Source organism: Streptomyces pseudoechinosporeus, assembly GCF_054783935.1.
In genome coordinates, this window is sequence record NZ_BAAGPS010000025.1 from 118,189 (window position 1) to 135,481 (window position 17,293).

Genomic DNA, 17,293 nt, shown 5'->3' on the forward strand with positions numbered 1-17,293 from the left:
ATCCGCGGGGCGAGCCGGGGGCTGCCGAGTCCGTTATGAACTGCGGGCCGTTCGTTGCTGGTCGCGCAGTTCCCCGCGCCCCCGAAGGGGGCGCGCCCGAACCCCGACTTGAACAGGGCGCCCCGCGTCCTTCACACCCCCAGAACGAGGTATGTCATGCGCACGCCCCGCCTGAGCAGACGCGCCGTCCTTGCCGGGACCGCCTCCACCGCCGCGCTCTCCGCTGTCTCCCTCGCAGGGAGCCCGGCATGGGCGGCCATCGCCCCGGCCGAGGCAGCGGGCAACGCGAACGCGCCCCGCTACCGCTGGCGCAACGCCGTCATCGGCGGTACCGGATTCGTCACCGGCGTGCTGTTCCACCCCTCCGTGCGCGGGCTCGCCTACGCCCGTACCGACATCGGTGGCGCCTACCGCTGGGACGACCGGACCGACCGCTGGACGCCGCTCACCGATCACCTCGGCTGGGACGACTGGAACCTCCTCGGTGTCGAGGCGATCGCCGTCGACCCGGCGCACCCCAACCGGGTGTACCTGTCGCTCGGCACGTACGCACAGTCGTGGGCCGGCAACGGCGCCGTCCTGCGCTCCGACGACCGCGGCGCCACCTGGTCCCGCACCGACCTGACCGTGAAGCTCGGCGCCAACGAGGACGGTCGCGGTACCGGCGAACGTCTCCTCGTCGACCCGCGCGACAGCGACACCCTGTGGCTGGGCACCCGGCACGACGGGCTGCTCAAGTCGACCGACCGGGGCGCCACTTGGGCAGCCGTGACCGGCTTCCCGGCGAAGGCGAACGCCTCCGGGCAGGGCGTGACGTTCCTCGTCGCGGCCGGGCGTTCCGTCTACGCCGGCTGGGGCGACGGCGACGGCACCTCCGGCACGGCGAACCTGTACCGCACCGCTGACGGCACGAGCTGGGAGGCCGTCCCCGGGCAGCCGTCCGGCGCCTCGGCCAAGGTCCCGATCCGGGCCGCGTACGACAGGCACACCCGCGAGCTGTACGTGACGTACGCCGACGCGCCCGGCCCCAACGGCCAGTCCGACGGCAGCGTGCACAAGCTGCGCACCGCCACCGGCAAGTGGACCGAGGTGACCCCCGTGCAGCCCGGCGGCACCACGGAAGACGGCTCGGCGGACAACTTCGCCTACGGCGGGGTCGCTGTCGACGCCCGCCGCGCGGGCACCGTCGTCGTGTCCACCAACAACCGCTGGGCGGACATCGACACGCTGTTCCGGACCACCGACGGCGGCCGTACCTGGACGTCCCTCAAGGACGCTGCCGTGTTCGACGTATCCGAGACTCCCTTCCTCAACTGGGGTGCTGACAAGCCGAAGTTCGGCTGGTGGATCCAGGCGCTCGCCCTGGACCCGTACGACTCGAAGCACATCGTGTACGGGACCGGCGCGACCCTCTACGGCACCCGCGACCTCAAGCGCTGGGCGCCGCAGATCCGCGGCCTGGAGGAGACGGCCGTGCGCCAGCTGATCTCGCCCCCGGTCGGGGAGGCGCACCTGCTCAGCGGGCTCGGGGACATCGGCGTGATGTACCACGAGCGGCTCACGGCGTCTCCGTCGCGCGGCATGGCGGCGAACCCCGTGTTCGGGTCGGCGACGGGACTCGCGCAGGCCGCGGCCAAGCCGTCGTACGTCGTCCGGGCGGGCTGGGGCGACAACGGCAACGGCGCGTACTCGAACGACGGAGGCCGGACCTGGGCGCCCTTCAAGGCCCAGCCGGACATCGCCAAGAGCGCACCGGGGCCGATCGCCACCAACGCCGACGGCAGTACGCTGCTGTGGTCCTTCGTGCACTGGGACGGCACGAAGTACGCAGCTCACCGCTCCACCGACAACGGCGCGACCTGGTCCGAGGTCTCCTCCTTCCCGAAGGGCGCCACGCCGGTCGCCGACCCGGCCGACCCGACGCTCTTCTACGCATACGACACCGACACAGGAACGCTATACGCCAGCACTGACAGTGGCCGTTCCTTCACCGCCCGTGCGGGTGAACTGCCCTCCGGAGACAGCCAGTTCAAGGTGGTGGCCGCCCCAGGACGCTCCGGTGACCTGTGGCTTTCCGCCAAGGAGAACGGTCTCTTCCGGTCCACCGACGGCGGCGCCGTCTTCTCGAAGGTCGCCAGCTGCCGGTCCTCCCACACCCTCGGCTTCGGCAAGGCCGCCGCCGGCGCCGACTACCCCGCGATCTACCAGGTCGGCGCGACGGAGGCCGGGGCCGTCACCGGCGTCCTCCGCTCCGACGACGGGGCCAAGAGCTGGGTCCGTATCAACGACGACCAGCACCAGTGGGGCTGGATCGGCGAGGCGATCACCGGCGACCCGCGCATCCACGGCCGCGTCTACCTCGCCACCAACGGACGCGGCATCCAGTACGGGGACCCGGTCTGATGCCCACGAACAAGGGGCCGAGCCTCGCCGACGCCACCCGTGGCCGCATCCTTTTCGGCGGCGACTACAACCCCGAACAGTGGCCCGAGGAGACCTGGCACGAGGACGTACGCCTCATGAAGGCGGCCGGGGTCAACTCCGTCACCCTCGGCGTCTTCTCCTGGGCGGAGCTCGAACCCCGGCCCGGGGCAAGGGAGTTCGGCTGGCTCGACCGGCTGATGGACCTGATGCACGAGAACGGCATCGGGGTCGTCCTCGCCACGCCCACCTCCTCGCCCCCGCCCTGGATGGGCCGCCTGCACCCCGAGACCCTGCCCCGCGACGAGGACGGCCGCACCGAATGGTGGGGCGGCCGTCAGCACTTCTCGCACTCCAGCGCCACCTACCGTCGCTACGCCGCCGCCATCACCGAGGACCTGGCCGCCCGCTACGGCAGCCACCCGGCCCTCACGATGTGGCACATCAACAACGAGTACTGCACCTACGACTGGGGCGACGAGGCCGCCGTCACCTTCCGCCGCTGGCTCAAGGACAAGTACGGCACACTCGACGCGCTCAACTCCGCCTGGGGAACGGCCTTCTGGAGCCAGGGCTACGGCGACTGGGACGAGGTCCTTCCGCCGCGCCACGCCCACTACCTGAAGAACCCCACGCAGGTACTGGACTTCAAGCGCTACACCTCCGACATGCTCCTGGAGTGCTACGTCGCCGAGCGCGACATCGTCCGCCGGCACACTCCGCACATCCCGGTCACCACCAACTTCATGCCGATGTGGGTGGGACAGGACGCCTGGAAGTGGGTCGACGAGGAGGACCTCGTCTCCGTCGACATGTATCCGGACCCCCGCGACCCCTTCGGCGCCCAGAACGGCGCGCTCATCCAGGACATGACGCGCTCTCAGGCCTGCGGCGAACCGTGGATGCTCATGGAGCAGGCGGCCGGTCCCGTCAACTGGCGCGGAGTCAACCACCCCAAGCCACGCGGCCTCAACCGCCTCTGGTCCCTCCAGGCCGTCGCCCGCGGCGCCGACGCCGTCTGCTACTTCCAGTGGCGGCAGTCCAGGCAGGGCGCCGAGAAGTTCCACTCCGGAATGGTCAGTCACGCGGGGGAGGAGGGACGTACGTACCAGGAGGTCAAGCGGCTCGGGGCCGAACTCGCCGCGCTCGGGGCCGAAGTGACCGGCAGCCACATAGAGGCCGAGGTCGCGATCCTGCACGAGTGGAACGCCTGGTGGGCGGGCGCGCAGGACGGCCGCCTGTCCTCCGAGGTCGACTATCCGCAGGTCGTACGCGCCTGGCACCGCGCCCTGTGGGAGGCCCACCTCACCACCGACTTCGCGCACCCCGAGCACGACCTGTCCGCGTACAAGCTGGTCGTCGTCCCGCAGTTGTACCTGCTCACGGACGCGGCGATCGACAATCTCCTCTCGTACGTACGAGCCGGAGGCACCCTCGTCTGCGGATTCCTCACCGGTATCGCCGACGAGGACGACCGGGTACGTCCGGGCGGCATGGACGCGCGGCTGCGGGACCTCTTCGGGATCCGCACGCTGCACGAGTGGTGGCCGCTCGATGCGGGGGAGAGCGTCGAATGCGACGGTTTCCGGGGGACGTTGTGGTCCGAGGAACTCGAAGCCGAGGGCGCCGAGCAGGTCATCCCGTACAAGAGCGGCGAGCTGGACGGGATGCCCGCCGTGCTGCGCAAAGGCCGCGCCTGGTACGTCTCCACGCTGCCCGAACCGCCCGCGCTGCGTGACCTGTTGGCGGACGTGGCGGCCGGTACGGGGGTCCGGCCGCCCCTTGACGGCCTCCCCGCGCAGGTCGAGGCCGTCCGCCGGGGCGAGCTGCTCTTCGTGTTCAACCACGGGCGCGAGACGGTCACGGTGGAGGTGCCGGGCACGCACCGGGACGTCCTCACTGGCGAACTGGTCACCGGTTCCGTGGAGTTGGCGCGCTACGGAGCGGCGGTGCTCGCGCCGTGAACACCCGATCCCAGGACTTCCTCCCGAGCGCGCGACCGTTCTCCCCGCGCGCCGGAGAAGACCGCGTCCTCCTCCCGGAGCCGCGGTAGTTCCACAGCATTTCCCCCCACCCATGGAAAGGGACAGCCATGGCAACACGCACCCGCAAGAGGGTCGCCAAGGCCCTCATCGCCCCCGCACTCGCACTCGGCGCCACCATCGGCCTCGCCTCCGCGCCGGCCTCGGCCGCTGTCTGGAACTCCTGCGACCAGTGGGGCAACACCAGCCTCAACGGTTACACGCTCTACAACAACATCTGGGGTTCCGGCGCCGGCGCGCAGTGCATCTGGGCCAACTCCGGCACCAACTGGGGCGTCAACGCCAACCACCCCAACACCGGCGGCATCAAGTCCTACCCCAACTCCAAGAAGGTGATCAACAAGTCGATCACCTCGCTCGGTTCGCTCAGCAGCAGCTACAACGTCACGGTCCCGTCCTCGGGCGCGTACAACTCCTCGTACGACATCTGGGACACCGACTACGACTACGAGATCATGCTCTGGATGAACTACAACGGCGCCGTCGGCCCGATCGGCACCTCGCAGGGCAGCGTCACCCTCGGCGGCCACAGCTGGAACGTCTACAAGGGCAGCAACGGAGCCAACGAGGTCTTCTCGTTCCTGCGCACCTCGGACTCGAACTCCGGCAACGTGAACATGCTCCCGATCCTCAAGTGGATCAAGGACACCAAGGGCTGGATGGGCAACGAGACCATCGGAGACGTCCAGTTCGGCTTCGAGATCACCTCGTCGTCCGGCGGTCTGGACTTCCGCACCAACAACCTGACGGTCAGCAGCAGTTGACCCAGCGGTCGACTCGGCCGACCGATTGACCGGCTGAGCGGGCCGGCTCCGCATCCAGGCGGGGCCGGCCCGTGCCGTCAGGCCCGGTCGACCTCGGCCCGCAGGGCGTTGTAGTCCGCGAAGGCCGACTCGACATCGGCGCGGGCCAGGCCGTAGCGGGCCAGGTCGTAGCTGTGGGGGCGGGTGCCCTTGGGGCGGGCGGTGACCTCGGGGAGCCGGGCGGCGTCGGAGTCGGTCCACCGGGCGCCGATGGACTCGTAGAGCTTCGGGGCGCCCGTGGCCGGGTCGGACCCGAGCCAGGAGTACGGGACGTCCACCAGGGCCTCCCGGGGGATGGCGGCACGGGCGGCGAGAGCGCGTGCCATGGAACGGCTCAGCAGTTCGAGCCAGGTGGCGCCGATGCCCTGCAGGTCGACGGGGCGGACGCTGATGGCCATGCCGTGCTCGACCAGGCTGCAGAAGGACGCCAGGACGGTGACGGGGTCGCGGTGCGTCCACACGATCGTGGCGTCGGGGAAGACGGTGCGCAGCGCGTCGAGGTTCTCGATGTGCATGGGGGACTTCAGCATCCAGCGGCGGCGCGGGCGGCCGTACTGGAGGACCTGGTAGACCTGTTTGAGGTGGCGGTAGTCGGGGACGAAGTCCCGCTCGCAGTGCCAGGCCTGGTACTCGGGTATGCGGGCCGCGGAGAGCGGCATCAGGGCGTGCGGCAGGGCGAAGGTGCACTCCTCGGGGCCCTCGGCGACCATCCGGTGGATGTCCTGGAAGCGTGGGGCGAGCAGTTCGGTTCCCTGGACCATGCGGCGTGCGGGCGTGATCGCCTTTCGCCGCTGCCCGGGCGGTACGTCGAGGTCGGGTGCGAGCAGCTCCCACAGCCGGGGGCAGCGGTGCTCGTCCGAGAGGGACAGCACGCCGTGGGTGAGCGTGGTCGCGGTGCGCGGCAGACCCACCACGAACACCGGGTTCTCGATCGGCTCGCGCTCGATGGCGGGGTGCTCGGCGATCAGCCGCCGGACCCGGGCCCGGTTGGTGAGATGTCTGCGGACATGGGCCTGTGCGGACTGCCAGCCGACCGGAGTGAGATTCTCGGCCCGCGCCCAGCAGCGCAGCAGGAACCGGAAGTCGTCGGCGAATCGCTCGTCCCCCGCCGCCTGCCCGGCCTTGGCGACGAGCCGGTCGAAGGCCCGGTCGGGGGTGAGGCGGGAGCCGAACGCGGGCCGGACGAGCAGATTGGCCAAGGTGAGGGCGAGCGGGGTGGAGGACACGGGGGCGGGTTCCTTTCGGAGGAGGGGCGGAGGAGGGAACGTATCCCATCGAACTGGCTTACTGTGCCTATAAGTTGACCGACGCCAATAAGTTGACAGCGCAATGACCCGGCAACCTTCGCCCGGCCGGCGGCGACTCGGGAACGCAACCGTTTCCCGACGGACGAGGCCCCGATGATCAGACCGAGCCGTACCTCGAACCGCGACCACGACCGCTTCCGTTCCCCCTTCCGTCCCCGCCGACGCCGCCCCGGCAAGCTCCTCTCCGGGGCGCTCGCCGCGCTTCTCGTCGCCACTGGCGGTGTGCTGACACTGCAGCACACCGCGGGCGCCGCGGAGGAGATCCCGGCGCCCGCGAACAAGGCCACCTCGGCGCTGGCCGCCGCCCGCGTCGCCGAAAAGCTCGACCGCGGTCTCGTCGCCGTACCGGCGAGTGGCGGCAACCTCGTCACCTGGCGCATGCTCGGCGACGACCCGGAGAGCGTGACGTTCCGGCTCTACCGCGGCGGCACTCTCATCGAGGAGACCCAGAAGACCAACTTCCTGGATGCGGAAGGCAGTTCCAGCTCCTCCTACGAGATACGCGCGGTCGTGGGCGGCACCGAGACGGCGGGCGGCACCGCCCGCGTCTGGGCGGGCGGCCGTCTCGACATCCCCCTCCAGAAGCCCCCGGGCGGCACCACACGCGACGGCGTCGCCTACACCTACTCCGCCAACGACGCGAGCGTGGGCGACCTCGACGGCGACGGGCAGTACGAGCTGGTCCTCAAGTGGGTGCCGTCCAACGCCACCGACGTCGCCAACTCCGGTACGTGCACGGGCCCGACCGTCTTCGACGCGTACGAGCTGAACGGCACCCGGCTGTGGCGGGTCAACCTCGGTACGAACGTGCGCAGCGGCTCGCACTACGACTCGTTCCAGGTCTACGACTACAACGGCGACGGCAAGGCGGAGATGGCCGTCCGCACTTCCGACGGCTCCCGCGACTCGGCGGGCACCGTCATCGGCAACGGGAGCGCCTCCCATCTCGCCGACAACTGCGCGGTGATCAGCGGCGCGGAGTACCTGTCCGTGTTCAACGGCCAGACCGGTCGCGTCATGGACTCCGTCCCCTTCGAACCGGCCCGCGGCTCGGTCGCCGACTGGGGCGACACCTGGGGCAATCGTGAGGGCCGGCTGCTGTCCGCCACCGCCTACCTGAACGGCTCGACGCCCAGCATGGTGTTCAGCCGCGGCATCTACGAGCGCATCGCGCTGGCCGCGTACACCTGGAACGGCACGGACCTCACCCGCACCTGGAAGTTCGACACCAACTCCTCGACGAACTACGGCAAGGGCTACGACCAGCAGGGCAACCACAACCTCGCGGTCGCCGACGTCGACGCGGACGGCCGGGACGAGATCCTCTACGGCGCCATGGCCGTCGACGACAACGGCAGTGCCCTGTGGACCACCAAGCTCGGCCACGGCGACGCCCTGCACGTCGGCGACCTCGACCCGGCCCGCCCGGGCCTGGAGTCCTTCAACGTCCACGAGCACACCGACGCCGCCTACGGCTACGAGATGCACGACGCGCGGACCGGCCAGATCCTCTGGGGCTCGCGCACCGGCACGGACGTCGGCCGCGGCCTGTGCGCGGACCTGACGCGTGGCCACGCGGGCGCCGAGTGCTGGTCCAGCGGGGGCGGCCTCTACGCGGCCAACGGCACGAAGATCAGCGACAGCGTGCCCACGTTCGGCGGCGGAGCCTCGTACAACTCGGCGATCTGGTGGGACGGCGACGCGCATCGCGAACTCCTCGACCACCGCTGGTCCGGCTCGGCGGGCGTCGGCTACGCCCAGGTCCTGAAGTACAACGGCTCCAGCGAGCTCAGCCGCATCTGGCTGGACCAGGACGCGAAGTCCAACAACTGGACCAAGGGCAACCCCGCCCTGTCCGCCGACCTCCTCGGCGACTGGCGCGAGGAGATGCTGTGGCGCAACGCCGACTCCACAGCGCTGCGGCTCTACTCGACGCCCCATCCGACCGACTTCCGGTTGCCCACGCTGATGAGTGACCCCGTGTACCGGCTCGGCGTGGCCTGGCAGAACGTCGGCTACAACCAGCCGCCGCAGGTGAGTTACTACCTGGGCACCAAGTAGCGGCAACACGCACGTGGGGGCGGCCGGACCTCTCAACGGAGACCGGCCACCCCCACGTCGTCGTGCGACTACTCCGCTACCGGCAGCTTCGCCCCGTCCCGCAGGAACAGCGGAATGCGGTCCAACGGGGCGTCGACGGTCACGGCCGCGCCGCCCTCGTACGTCTCGCCGGTCCACGCGTCGGTCCAGCGCGCGCCCGCCGGAAGATAGGCGGTACGGGCCGTCGCGCCCGCCGTCAGCACCGGCGCGACCAGCAGGTCCGGGCCGAAGAGGTACGCGTCGTCCACCGACCAGGTCGCCTGGTCCTCCGGGAACTCGAGGAACAGCGGGCGCATCACCGGCAGCCCCTCCTCGTGTGCGGCGCGCATGACGTCCAGGACGTACGGCTTCAGACGCTCGCGCAGCCGCAGGTACTTCTCCATGATCGCGGCGGCCTCCTCGCCGTACGACCAGACCTCGTTCGGGCCGCCGGTCATGGCAGGGCCGAGCGGCATGCCCGGGACGCGGAAGCCGTGCAGGCGCATCAGCGGGGACAGCGCGCCGAACTGGAACCAGCGGACCATGACTTCCTGGTACGCCGGGTCGTTCGGGTCGCCGCCGTGGAAGCCGCCGATGTCGGTGTTCCACCAGGGGATGCCGGACAGCGCGGTGTTGAGGCCCGCCGCGATCTGGCGGCGCAGGGTCGCGAAGTCCGTGCCGATGTCGCCGGACCACAGGGCGGCGCCGTAGCGCTGACTGCCCGCCCACGCCGAGCGGTTGAGGGTGACGACCTCGCTCTCACCGGCGGCCACCATGCCCTCGTAGAAGGCACGGGCGTTCTCGCGCGGGTAGAGATTCCCGACCTCCAGGCCGGGGCCCGCCCAATAGCGCAGGTTCTCCTGGAAACCCGGCTTGATCTCCGGCTCGCAGGCGTCCAGCCAGAAGGACTGGATGCCGTACGGCGTGAGGTAGTTGTCGCGGACCTTCGACCACATGAACTCGCGGGCCTCGGGATTCGTGGCGTCGTAGAAGGCGACCTGCACCGTGGAGGCGACCTCCTTGTCGGGCCAGTCGGCGTGCGCCATCGGGCCGTACTGCGTGCCGATGAAGTAGCCGCGCTGCTCCATGAGGTCGTGGTTCTCGGAGAGCGGGGACACCGACGGCCACACCGACACGACCAGCTTGACGCCGAGTTCGTCCAGCTCCCGCACCATCGCCGCCGGATCGGGCCACTCAGCGGGGTCGAACTTCCACTCGCCCAGATGCGTCCAGTGGAAGAAGTCGCAGACGATGACGTCGAGGGGCAGCCCGCGGCGCTTGTACTCCCTTGCCACGGCGAGGAGTTCGTCCTGTGTGCGGTAGCGCAGCTTGCACTGCCAGAAGCCCGCGGCCCACTCGGGGAGCATCGGTGTACGACCGGTGGCGGCGCTGTAGCGGCGCTGGGCGTCGGCTGGATGGCCCGCGGTGATCCAGTAGTCGATCTGCCGGGCCGAGTCCGCCACCCAGCGCGTGCCGTTGCCCGCGAGCTCGACGCGGCCGATGGCCGGGCTGTTCCACAGCAGGGTGTAGCCGCGGCTGGAGGTGAGCACCGGGATGCTGACCTCGGCGTTGCGCTGTACGAGGTCGAGGACGGCGCCCTTCTGGTCGAGCATCCCGTGCTGGTGCTGGCCGAGGCCGTACAACTTCTCGCCCTCGTACGCGGCGAAGCGCTGCTCCAGTCGGTGGTAGCCGTTGCCGACGGGGGTGTAGAGGCGCGGGCCCGGCCACCAGAAGTGGGCGCGCTCCTCGGTGAGGAGTTCGGAGCCGTCGTCGGTGCGGGTGAAGCGCAGGAGGCCCTCGGCGCTGACCTCGACCGTGAGCGCGCCGACGGTCAGCAGACCGCGCCCGTCCTCGATCTTGACGGCGGCCTCGGTGGCCGGCGCCTCGTCGAGCAGCGCGCCCGGCAGGCCCTCGACGACCGGGCCGCCGAGCCGCGCCCGGACCCGGACCGCGTCCGGACCCCATGGCTCGACGCGTACGGTCTCCTGGCGGCCGCTCCACTCCAGGGCGCCGTCGCGCTCGCGGAACGTGCCGATGGTGGGGGAGGACTGGGCGAGGCTGACCGCGCCTTGCTGGGGCTTGGTCTCGGCAGGCTGATTCACGTGGGGTGCTCCCTGAAGGAGTGACGGCGGGGAGGGGGTGCCTTGCGAGGGCCGGGAGGACAGGGCTGAGGGCCGGGGGCGTCGGCTACGAGGTGGCGGGCGCGGGCCCCGTGCTGGCCCGTGTCGTCAACTCGGGTGCGATCAGGACGACTTCGTCGGTGCCGTCGCCGTCGAGCTTGGCGACGAGCAGTTCCACGGCGTTGCGTCCCATCTCCTGCGCGGGTATGGCGACGGAGGTGAGCCGCACCGAGGCCTGGGTGGCGACCTGGTCCGGGCAGACCGCGACCACCGACACATCCTCGGGCACGGCCCGGCCCTGCTGGCGCAGGAGCCCGAGCAGCGGCTCCACCGCGGACTCGTTCTGCACGACGAAGCCCGTGGTGTCCGGGCGCTCGTCGAAGACCCGGGCAAGAGTCACGGCCATCGCGTCGTACCCGCCCTCGCAGGGCCGGTGCAGCAGCCGCAGCCCGAGCTCGCGGCTGCGTGAGCGCAGCCCGTCGAGGGTGCGCTCGGCGAAGCCCGTATGCCGCTCGTAGACCGCGGGTGCCTCGCCTATGACAGCGATGTCACGGTGCCCGAGCATGGCCAGATGCTCGACGCACAGCGCGCCCGTAGCGCCGAAGTCGAGGTCGACGCAGGTCAGACCGCTGGTGTCGGCGGGCAGTCCGATGAGTACGGACGGCTGGTCCGTGCCGCGCAGCAACGGCAGCCGCTCGTCGTCGAGTTCGACGTCCATCAGGATCATCGCGTCGGCGAGCCCGCTCCCGGTGACCCGGCGCACGGCGTCGGGCCCTTCCTCGCCGGTGAGCAGCAGCACGTCGTACCCGTGCGTGCGGGCGGAGGTCGCCACCGCGATGGCGATCTCCATCATCACGGGTACGTACATGTCCGTACGGAGCGGGACCATCAGCGCGATGATGTTGGAGCGGTTGCTCGCCAGCGCCCGGGCCCCCGCGTTGGGGTGGTAGCCGAGCTCCTGGATGCTCCGCTCGACCCGCTGCCGGGTGCCCATGGAGATGGACCGCTTGCCGCTGAGCACATAGCTCACCGTGCTGGCCGAGACTCCGGCGTGCTGGGCGACCTCGGCGAGGGTGACCATCCAGCTCTCCAAGGTGTGTGAAGCGCTTCGACAGCGCGTGGTGCGGGTAAGGGCGAGTGAGGGTGGCTCGACAGTAGCTTGATGGGGGGTGGGTGTCCATAGGTTGTCGAAGCGCTTCGACTCCATCGGTTTGGCGGGGCGCCTGGGGGTGGTGGGGTGGGGTTGTCGGGCGGGTGCGGGTTGGTGGGGGCTTGTCGTGCAGTTCCCCGCGCCCCTGAAGGACCTGCGGGCCCTTTTCCGGGCGTCGCTTCATGCCTAGCATGACCGGCCGTGGGGGGCCATGGAGTGGGGGGCGGTGGGGTGGCCGAGCGGTGGATCGGGCCCTACCGCGTCGTCGGACTGCTGGGTGAGGGCGGCATGGGTGCCGTACACCTGGGGCGTGACGTACGGGGGCGGGCCGCCGCTGTGAAGGTGCTGCGGCCCGAACTGGCCGCGGACGAGGACATGGTGCGCCGCTTCCGGCGCGAGGCCGACGCGGCCGCGACGGTGCGTGGGCGGGGAGTGGCCCGTGTGCTCGGGTACGACCTAGACAGTCCTGTCCCGTGGATCGCCGCCGCGTATCTGGCGGGGCCCACGCTGCACCAGGCGATCGCGGCCTGCGGGGTGCTCGACGAGGGCGGGACCAGGGCGCTGGGCGCCGAATTGGTCCGCACGGTCGCGGAGATCCACGCCGCGGGCCTGGTCCACCGCGACCTCAAGCCCTCCAACATCGTGCTCACCCGGGCCGGCCCCCGCGTCATCGACTTCGGCATCGCCCGCCCCGAGTACGGTCTCACGCTCACCGAGCCGGGCCTGGCCCCGGCGACGCCCGGCTACGCGCCCCCGGAACAGGTCACCGGCCGCCGGGCGGGCCCGCCCGCCGACGTCTTCGCCCTCGGTGCCGTGCTGGCCTTCGCGTGCACGGGGCGCGGCCCGTTCGGGGCGGGGCATCCCGCGGCCGTGAGCTTCCGGGTCGTACACGAGGAGCCGTCCCTGGAAGGCGTACCGGAGACGCTGGTACCGGTGGTGCGGGCCTGTCTGGAGAAGGACCCGGCGAGGCGGCCGGTGCCGGAGGAGATGGCGGGCGCTCTGGCGGGGGAGAGGGCACTGGCTTCCGCCCTCGTTCCGCGCGCCGGGCGCCCCGTAGTGCTCGCCTCGCGACCCCCTTGGCAGCAAGGTCCTCTCGCCGACGAGATCGCCCGGCGCGCGGGCGAAGCCGCCGAGTTGTTGAGCGCGGGGAGCGGTCCCTCGCGCCGCGCCGTGTTCGCGGCGGGGGCGGGAGCGGTCGTCGCGAGCGGGAGCGGTGTCATCGGCTGGTGGCTGTCGCGGGACCGGGGCGGCGGGGCGTCACCGGTCACCGCGGACGGTGTTCCCGTCGCCGAGCCGCTGGCCCGCCCCACGGCCGGTACGGTTCCCCAACCGCTGTGGACGGCAGGGAAGTTGAGCGAGTCGGGACCGGGTCCGGTCACCGTGGGCCGTGTCGTCGTCGCGGGAGCGGGCGACGGGGTCGGCGCGTTCACGCAGCACACCGGTGCGCGGGCCTGGACCTGGGCGGGCGGCGCCGCGCCGGACCGTGACGGGCCGCTCCTGGTGTCGGGCCGCACCGTCCTGGTGGTCACGCGGGACGGCGGGCTCACCGCCCTGGACGCGGACCGCGGCGCCCGGTTGTGGAGCGTGCCGGCCGACGCGCGGCAGGCGCTCGCCCTCGACGCCGCGCACGTCTACGTGCTTGACAGCGACCGCCGCGTGAAGGCCCTCGCGCGGACGGACGGCACCGAGCGGTGGACGGCGCGCCGCGCCCTCGGCTCCACGGGCGCCGTGTCCGGCGCGGTGTCGGGAGGCCGGCTCATGGTCACCGCCCGGGACGGCGGGACACTCGTCCTCGACACGGCGGACGGGGCCGTCCGCTGGGAGCGGGACATCGGACGCCCACGGTTCGTCCTGCCGTCGGTCGGACTGACGCCGGCGCCGGTGCGCGACGGTTTCTGCGTAGGCGGCGACACGCTCGCCGTGCTCGACGCGCGCAGCGGCGACGAGCGCTGGTCGGTCCCGGCCGAGGACTCCTTCTGGGGCGCGCCCACAGTCGCGGGCGGTCGCGTCTACGCGGCCCGGCTGTACACAGTCCGGAAGGACGAGCTCACCTGCCTGGACGCCGGAAACGGCGACCCGCGCTGGTCCGTCCCGCTCGACTTCGGTGCCGAACCCGTGCGCCCAGGCGTCGTCCTCGGCAACGCGCTGTACGGCGCACTCGGGCGGATCACCGGCCCCGCCCACGAGCGGCTGCAGGACCTGGGCGTGTACACGGCGGACAGCCGTACAGGTCGGCTGCTGTGGACCTTCAACGACGATGTGGATCAGGCCGGTTGGCGCCTCGCGGGCGCGGCCGGGCGGGTGTTCGTCGCCCGTCGCACGACACTGCGCGCGCTCCCCGTCTTCTGAACTGCCCTCTTGAACTGCCCTCTCACGAGAGGGACTTATGAATCGGACGTTCCGGGCTTAGTCTGGCCGACCGGGGGCGAACGGGGGTTCGTATGGACAGGCTGAGGGCTGATGACCCGCCGGTGCTGGACCGGTACCGGCCACTGGCCCGGCTCACGGCAGCCGGCGGGGAGCGGAGGCTGCTGGCCCGCGGGCCGGACGACGGGCTCGCCGAGATCGTCCTGCTCACGTCGAACGCGCCGGCGGACCTCCAGGGCGTGGCCGAGGCGCTGCACGAGGCCGCGGGTCCGGGCCTGCCCGCGCTGCTGCACGGCGGCGCCGGACCCGGACCCGCCTCGGGAACGGCGACCCGGCGGACCCTCCTGCTGTCCCGCGCCGAGAAACGGGACCGGGAGCCCACGCCCGTGGTCCCGCCGGAACCGGCCTGGCTCGCCTTCCCCTACGTGCCCTCCCTCACCCTCGCCGAGGCCGGCGCCCTCATGTACGGCGGCCTGCCGGACGAGACGCTCCGCGCGGTCCGTGCCGTGCTCACCGGTGCACTCGGCCGACTGCACGCCTTGGGTACCCCTCACGGCGCCGTCACCGCGGAGGGGGTACTGATCTGCGCCGACGGACCCCGTCTCGTACGCCCCCGGCCACGGCAGGGGAGTCCGCGGGAGGATCTGGCGGCCCTGGACGCCGTACTGGCCCAGGTGTCACCCGCGGGCACACCGCCACCGGACACGGCGCACGATCCCCGTCTCCCGGACCCCGCGGCCCCGTTCCCCTTGCCCGCCCGCCTGGTCACCGCCCTGGCCCGCCAGGCCGACCGCGCCCTGGCCATGGAGGGCGCCACCGACATCGGGCAGGCAGGGACCGGCCGGACGGAGAGGCGACCGCCGGGCCGCCGGGCCGTGGTGATCGCCGCCGGGGCCGGGCTGCTCGCGGGCGCGGGCGGTGTCGCCGCGTTCACGCTGCCGGACCGCGGCTCCGGCACCGGCGCGCGGTCCGCCGCGAACCGCGCCCGTGTCCCGGAGGGCATCGCACCATCCGCCCTGTGGCGTTACGACTCCCGGCACAGCCATCTGAGCTACGAGAACTCGACGGTCTGGGCCGTCCGCGAAGGCGAGGCCGCTCTGCTGGCCGAGTCGGAGGAACTGACCGCGCTGCGCCTGTCCGACGGCCGTGTGCTGTGGCGCGCCGACCAGGAGGACGTCCACCTCTCCAGCGCGCCGAACGACTCGATCGTCCCCGGCGCTCCCGGCACCGTCGTCGTCGCGCACGGCACGGGTTTCGTCGCGGTGAGCACCGAGGACGGCACGCGTCTGTGGTCCGAGGACATGGGCATCGCCCCGGAACTCTCCTTCCGGAAGATGCTCGCCTTCGACAGGCGCCGAGGCTTCGTGCTCTACCAGGCGGCGCTCACCACGGCACCCAAAGGAGCCGATCCGGGCGAGCACCTCATCGCCTTCGACTACCGGAAGCGGACCGAGCGCTGGCGGCTGCACATCCCGGTCTCCAAGAGCGACGGCCTGGGCTTCGACGTGCGGGAGGGCCGCGTCTTCGCGGTCGCCGCCCGTGACGGCACAGCCCACGTGATCCCCATCGACCTCGACCGGGGGAGGGCGGGCACGGGCCTGGCCCACCACTGGATACCCAAGGGCCACCAGATGACCGTGGACCCGGTCATGCGACTCGTCTACGCCATGGGTGACGGCCACCTCACCGCCGCCCGCCTCGACGAGGACGAACCGCTGTGGCGGCTCAACCTCAACGACGACGCCTCGCGCACCGAGGAGTCACTGATCAACAGCCCCTCGACGACGGAGATCGCGGGACTGGGCAAGGTCGCCTTCACCAGTGACCAGAACCGCACCGTGTACGCCGTCGACCCGGCCCGGGGCCGCGAACTGTGGCGCGTACGACTCCTCCCCGATCCGCCCGGTGAACACGTCCGGCTCGCCCCGGGACTGACCCTCAGCGACTCCCGCCGCACTCTGCTGGTCGCCGGACGGGCGGCGGGCGTGGTGGCCCTCGATCCGCGCAACGGCACGGCTCTCTGGTCCTTCCAGGCGGGGCAGTCCCCCGAGGATCTCTACAGAGTCCACCGCATGCCCGGCGATCGTGTCCTGGTCGTCAACCAGTCCTCCGTGTACGCACTCCCGGTGAGGTGAGCCGTATGCAGCCCCTACTGGGCCTGAGCGCCGACGACCCGGCCGAGGTCGGCGGACACCGCCTGCTCGCCCGCGTCGGCTCCGGCGCCATGGGCACCGTCTATCTCGCCCGGACGCCGACGGGACGCACCGTCGCCCTGAAGCTGCTGCGCGCCGACCTGGCGGCCCAGGTCCCGTCGCACGCACGGTTCTCACGGGAGATCGAGGCCGCCGCCCGGCTCGGCACGCACCCGCACTTCCCCAGCCTGGTCTCCGCGGGCGCGCAGGGGGAGCGGCAGTGGTTCGCCGCGGAGTACGTCGTCGGGCCCTCGCTCGCCGAGGCGGTGACCGAACACGGGCCCTGGCCCGAGGAGTCCGTACGGGCGCTGGCCCGGCAGCTCGCCGACGCGCTGCGCACGCTGCACGGCGAGGGCTATGTCCACCGGGACCTCAAGCCGTCGAACATCCTGCTCGCCGCCGACGGCCCGTACGTCATCGACGTCGGCCTCGCGCACGCCGCCGGGTCCGAACACCTCACCGCCACGGGCGAGTTGCTCGGCACACCCGCCTACATGGCTCCCGAGCAGAGCGGCGGCGCGGACCCCGGCCCGCCCGGCGACGTGTTCGCGCTCGGCGCGGTCCTGTGCTTCGCGGCCTGCGGGCGCCCGCCGTTCGGCGAGGGCGAACCGGGCGAGGTCCTCTACCGGATCGCCCACCAGGAGCCGGACCTCACCGCCGTCCCGCCGTCCCTGCGCCCGCTGCTCGCCGACTGCCTGGCCAAGGACCCGGCCGACCGCCCCGACGCGGCGGTGGCGGCCGGTCGGGCGGGGCCGGCCGGGCCCGGGCGGACCGGCGGCGGGTTCGCCGAACTGCTGCCGCCCGCGGTGCTC

General features: G+C 71.9%; 10 protein-coding genes. 7 read left to right on the forward strand and 3 right to left on the reverse strand.

Annotated features, from left to right (window positions below):
• Positions 1–156: 156 nt before the first annotated feature.
• The 3 genes from ACYVO6_RS27510 to ACYVO6_RS27520 all read left to right on the forward strand — a co-directional run bounded on the left by ACYVO6_RS27510 (position 157) and on the right by ACYVO6_RS27520 (position 5,227).
• Positions 157–2,403 (forward strand): 1,4-beta-glucanase, encoded by a 2,247-nt coding sequence (locus ACYVO6_RS27510; protein ID WP_461065663.1) that lies wholly within the window; start codon positions 157–159, stop codon positions 2,401–2,403.
• Positions 2,403–4,385 (forward strand): beta-galactosidase, encoded by a 1,983-nt coding sequence (locus ACYVO6_RS27515; protein ID WP_461065665.1) that lies wholly within the window; start codon positions 2,403–2,405, stop codon positions 4,383–4,385. The genes ACYVO6_RS27510 and ACYVO6_RS27515 overlap by 1 nt, the downstream gene beginning before the upstream one ends.
• A gap of 128 nt (positions 4,386–4,513) precedes the next feature.
• Entirely contained in the window at positions 4,514–5,227 is a 714-nt protein-coding gene (locus ACYVO6_RS27520; RefSeq protein WP_461065667.1) for a glycoside hydrolase family 12 protein, read from the forward strand.
• 77 nt (positions 5,228–5,304) lie between these two features.
• Here ACYVO6_RS27520 and ACYVO6_RS27525 read toward each other — a convergent pair whose 3' ends face one another.
• Positions 5,305–6,492, reverse strand: coding sequence for a sulfotransferase family protein (locus tag ACYVO6_RS27525; RefSeq protein WP_461065669.1), 1,188 nt, complete (start codon positions 6,490–6,492; stop codon positions 5,305–5,307).
• 174 nt (positions 6,493–6,666) lie between these two features.
• Between ACYVO6_RS27525 and ACYVO6_RS27530 the strand changes: the two genes are divergently transcribed.
• Complete coding sequence (locus tag ACYVO6_RS27530; protein WP_461065671.1) at positions 6,667–8,634, forward strand: rhamnogalacturonan lyase; 1,968 nt, start codon at positions 6,667–6,669, stop codon at positions 8,632–8,634.
• Positions 8,635–8,702: 68 nt separating this feature from the next.
• On the opposite strand, the gene ACYVO6_RS27535 is transcribed toward ACYVO6_RS27530, so the two are convergent.
• A complete protein-coding gene (locus ACYVO6_RS27535; protein WP_461065673.1) occupies positions 8,703–10,754 on the reverse strand; it encodes a glycoside hydrolase family 31 protein in 2,052 nt (683 codons plus the stop codon).
• Between the two features lie 85 nt (positions 10,755–10,839).
• Positions 10,840–11,853 carry a LacI family DNA-binding transcriptional regulator gene (locus tag ACYVO6_RS27540; protein WP_461065675.1) on the reverse strand — a complete coding sequence of 338 codons (1,014 nt, stop codon included), beginning with the start codon at positions 11,851–11,853 and terminating at the stop codon, positions 10,840–10,842.
• A 270-nt stretch (positions 11,854–12,123) separates the two neighbouring features.
• On the opposite strand from ACYVO6_RS27540, the gene ACYVO6_RS27545 reads away from it, so the two are divergent.
• From ACYVO6_RS27545 to ACYVO6_RS27555, 3 genes are all read left to right on the forward strand, one after another.
• On the forward strand, positions 12,124–14,271 hold the full coding sequence (locus ACYVO6_RS27545; protein ID WP_461065676.1) for a protein kinase domain-containing protein: 2,148 nt from the start codon (positions 12,124–12,126) through the stop codon (positions 14,269–14,271).
• Positions 14,272–14,363: 92 nt separating this feature from the next.
• Complete coding sequence (locus ACYVO6_RS27550; protein WP_461065678.1) at positions 14,364–16,424, forward strand: outer membrane protein assembly factor BamB family protein; 2,061 nt, start codon at positions 14,364–14,366, stop codon at positions 16,422–16,424.
• 5 nt (positions 16,425–16,429) lie between these two features.
• A partial coding sequence (locus tag ACYVO6_RS27555) for a serine/threonine-protein kinase (protein ID WP_461065680.1) occupies positions 16,430–17,293 on the forward strand: 864 nt, incomplete at its 3' end.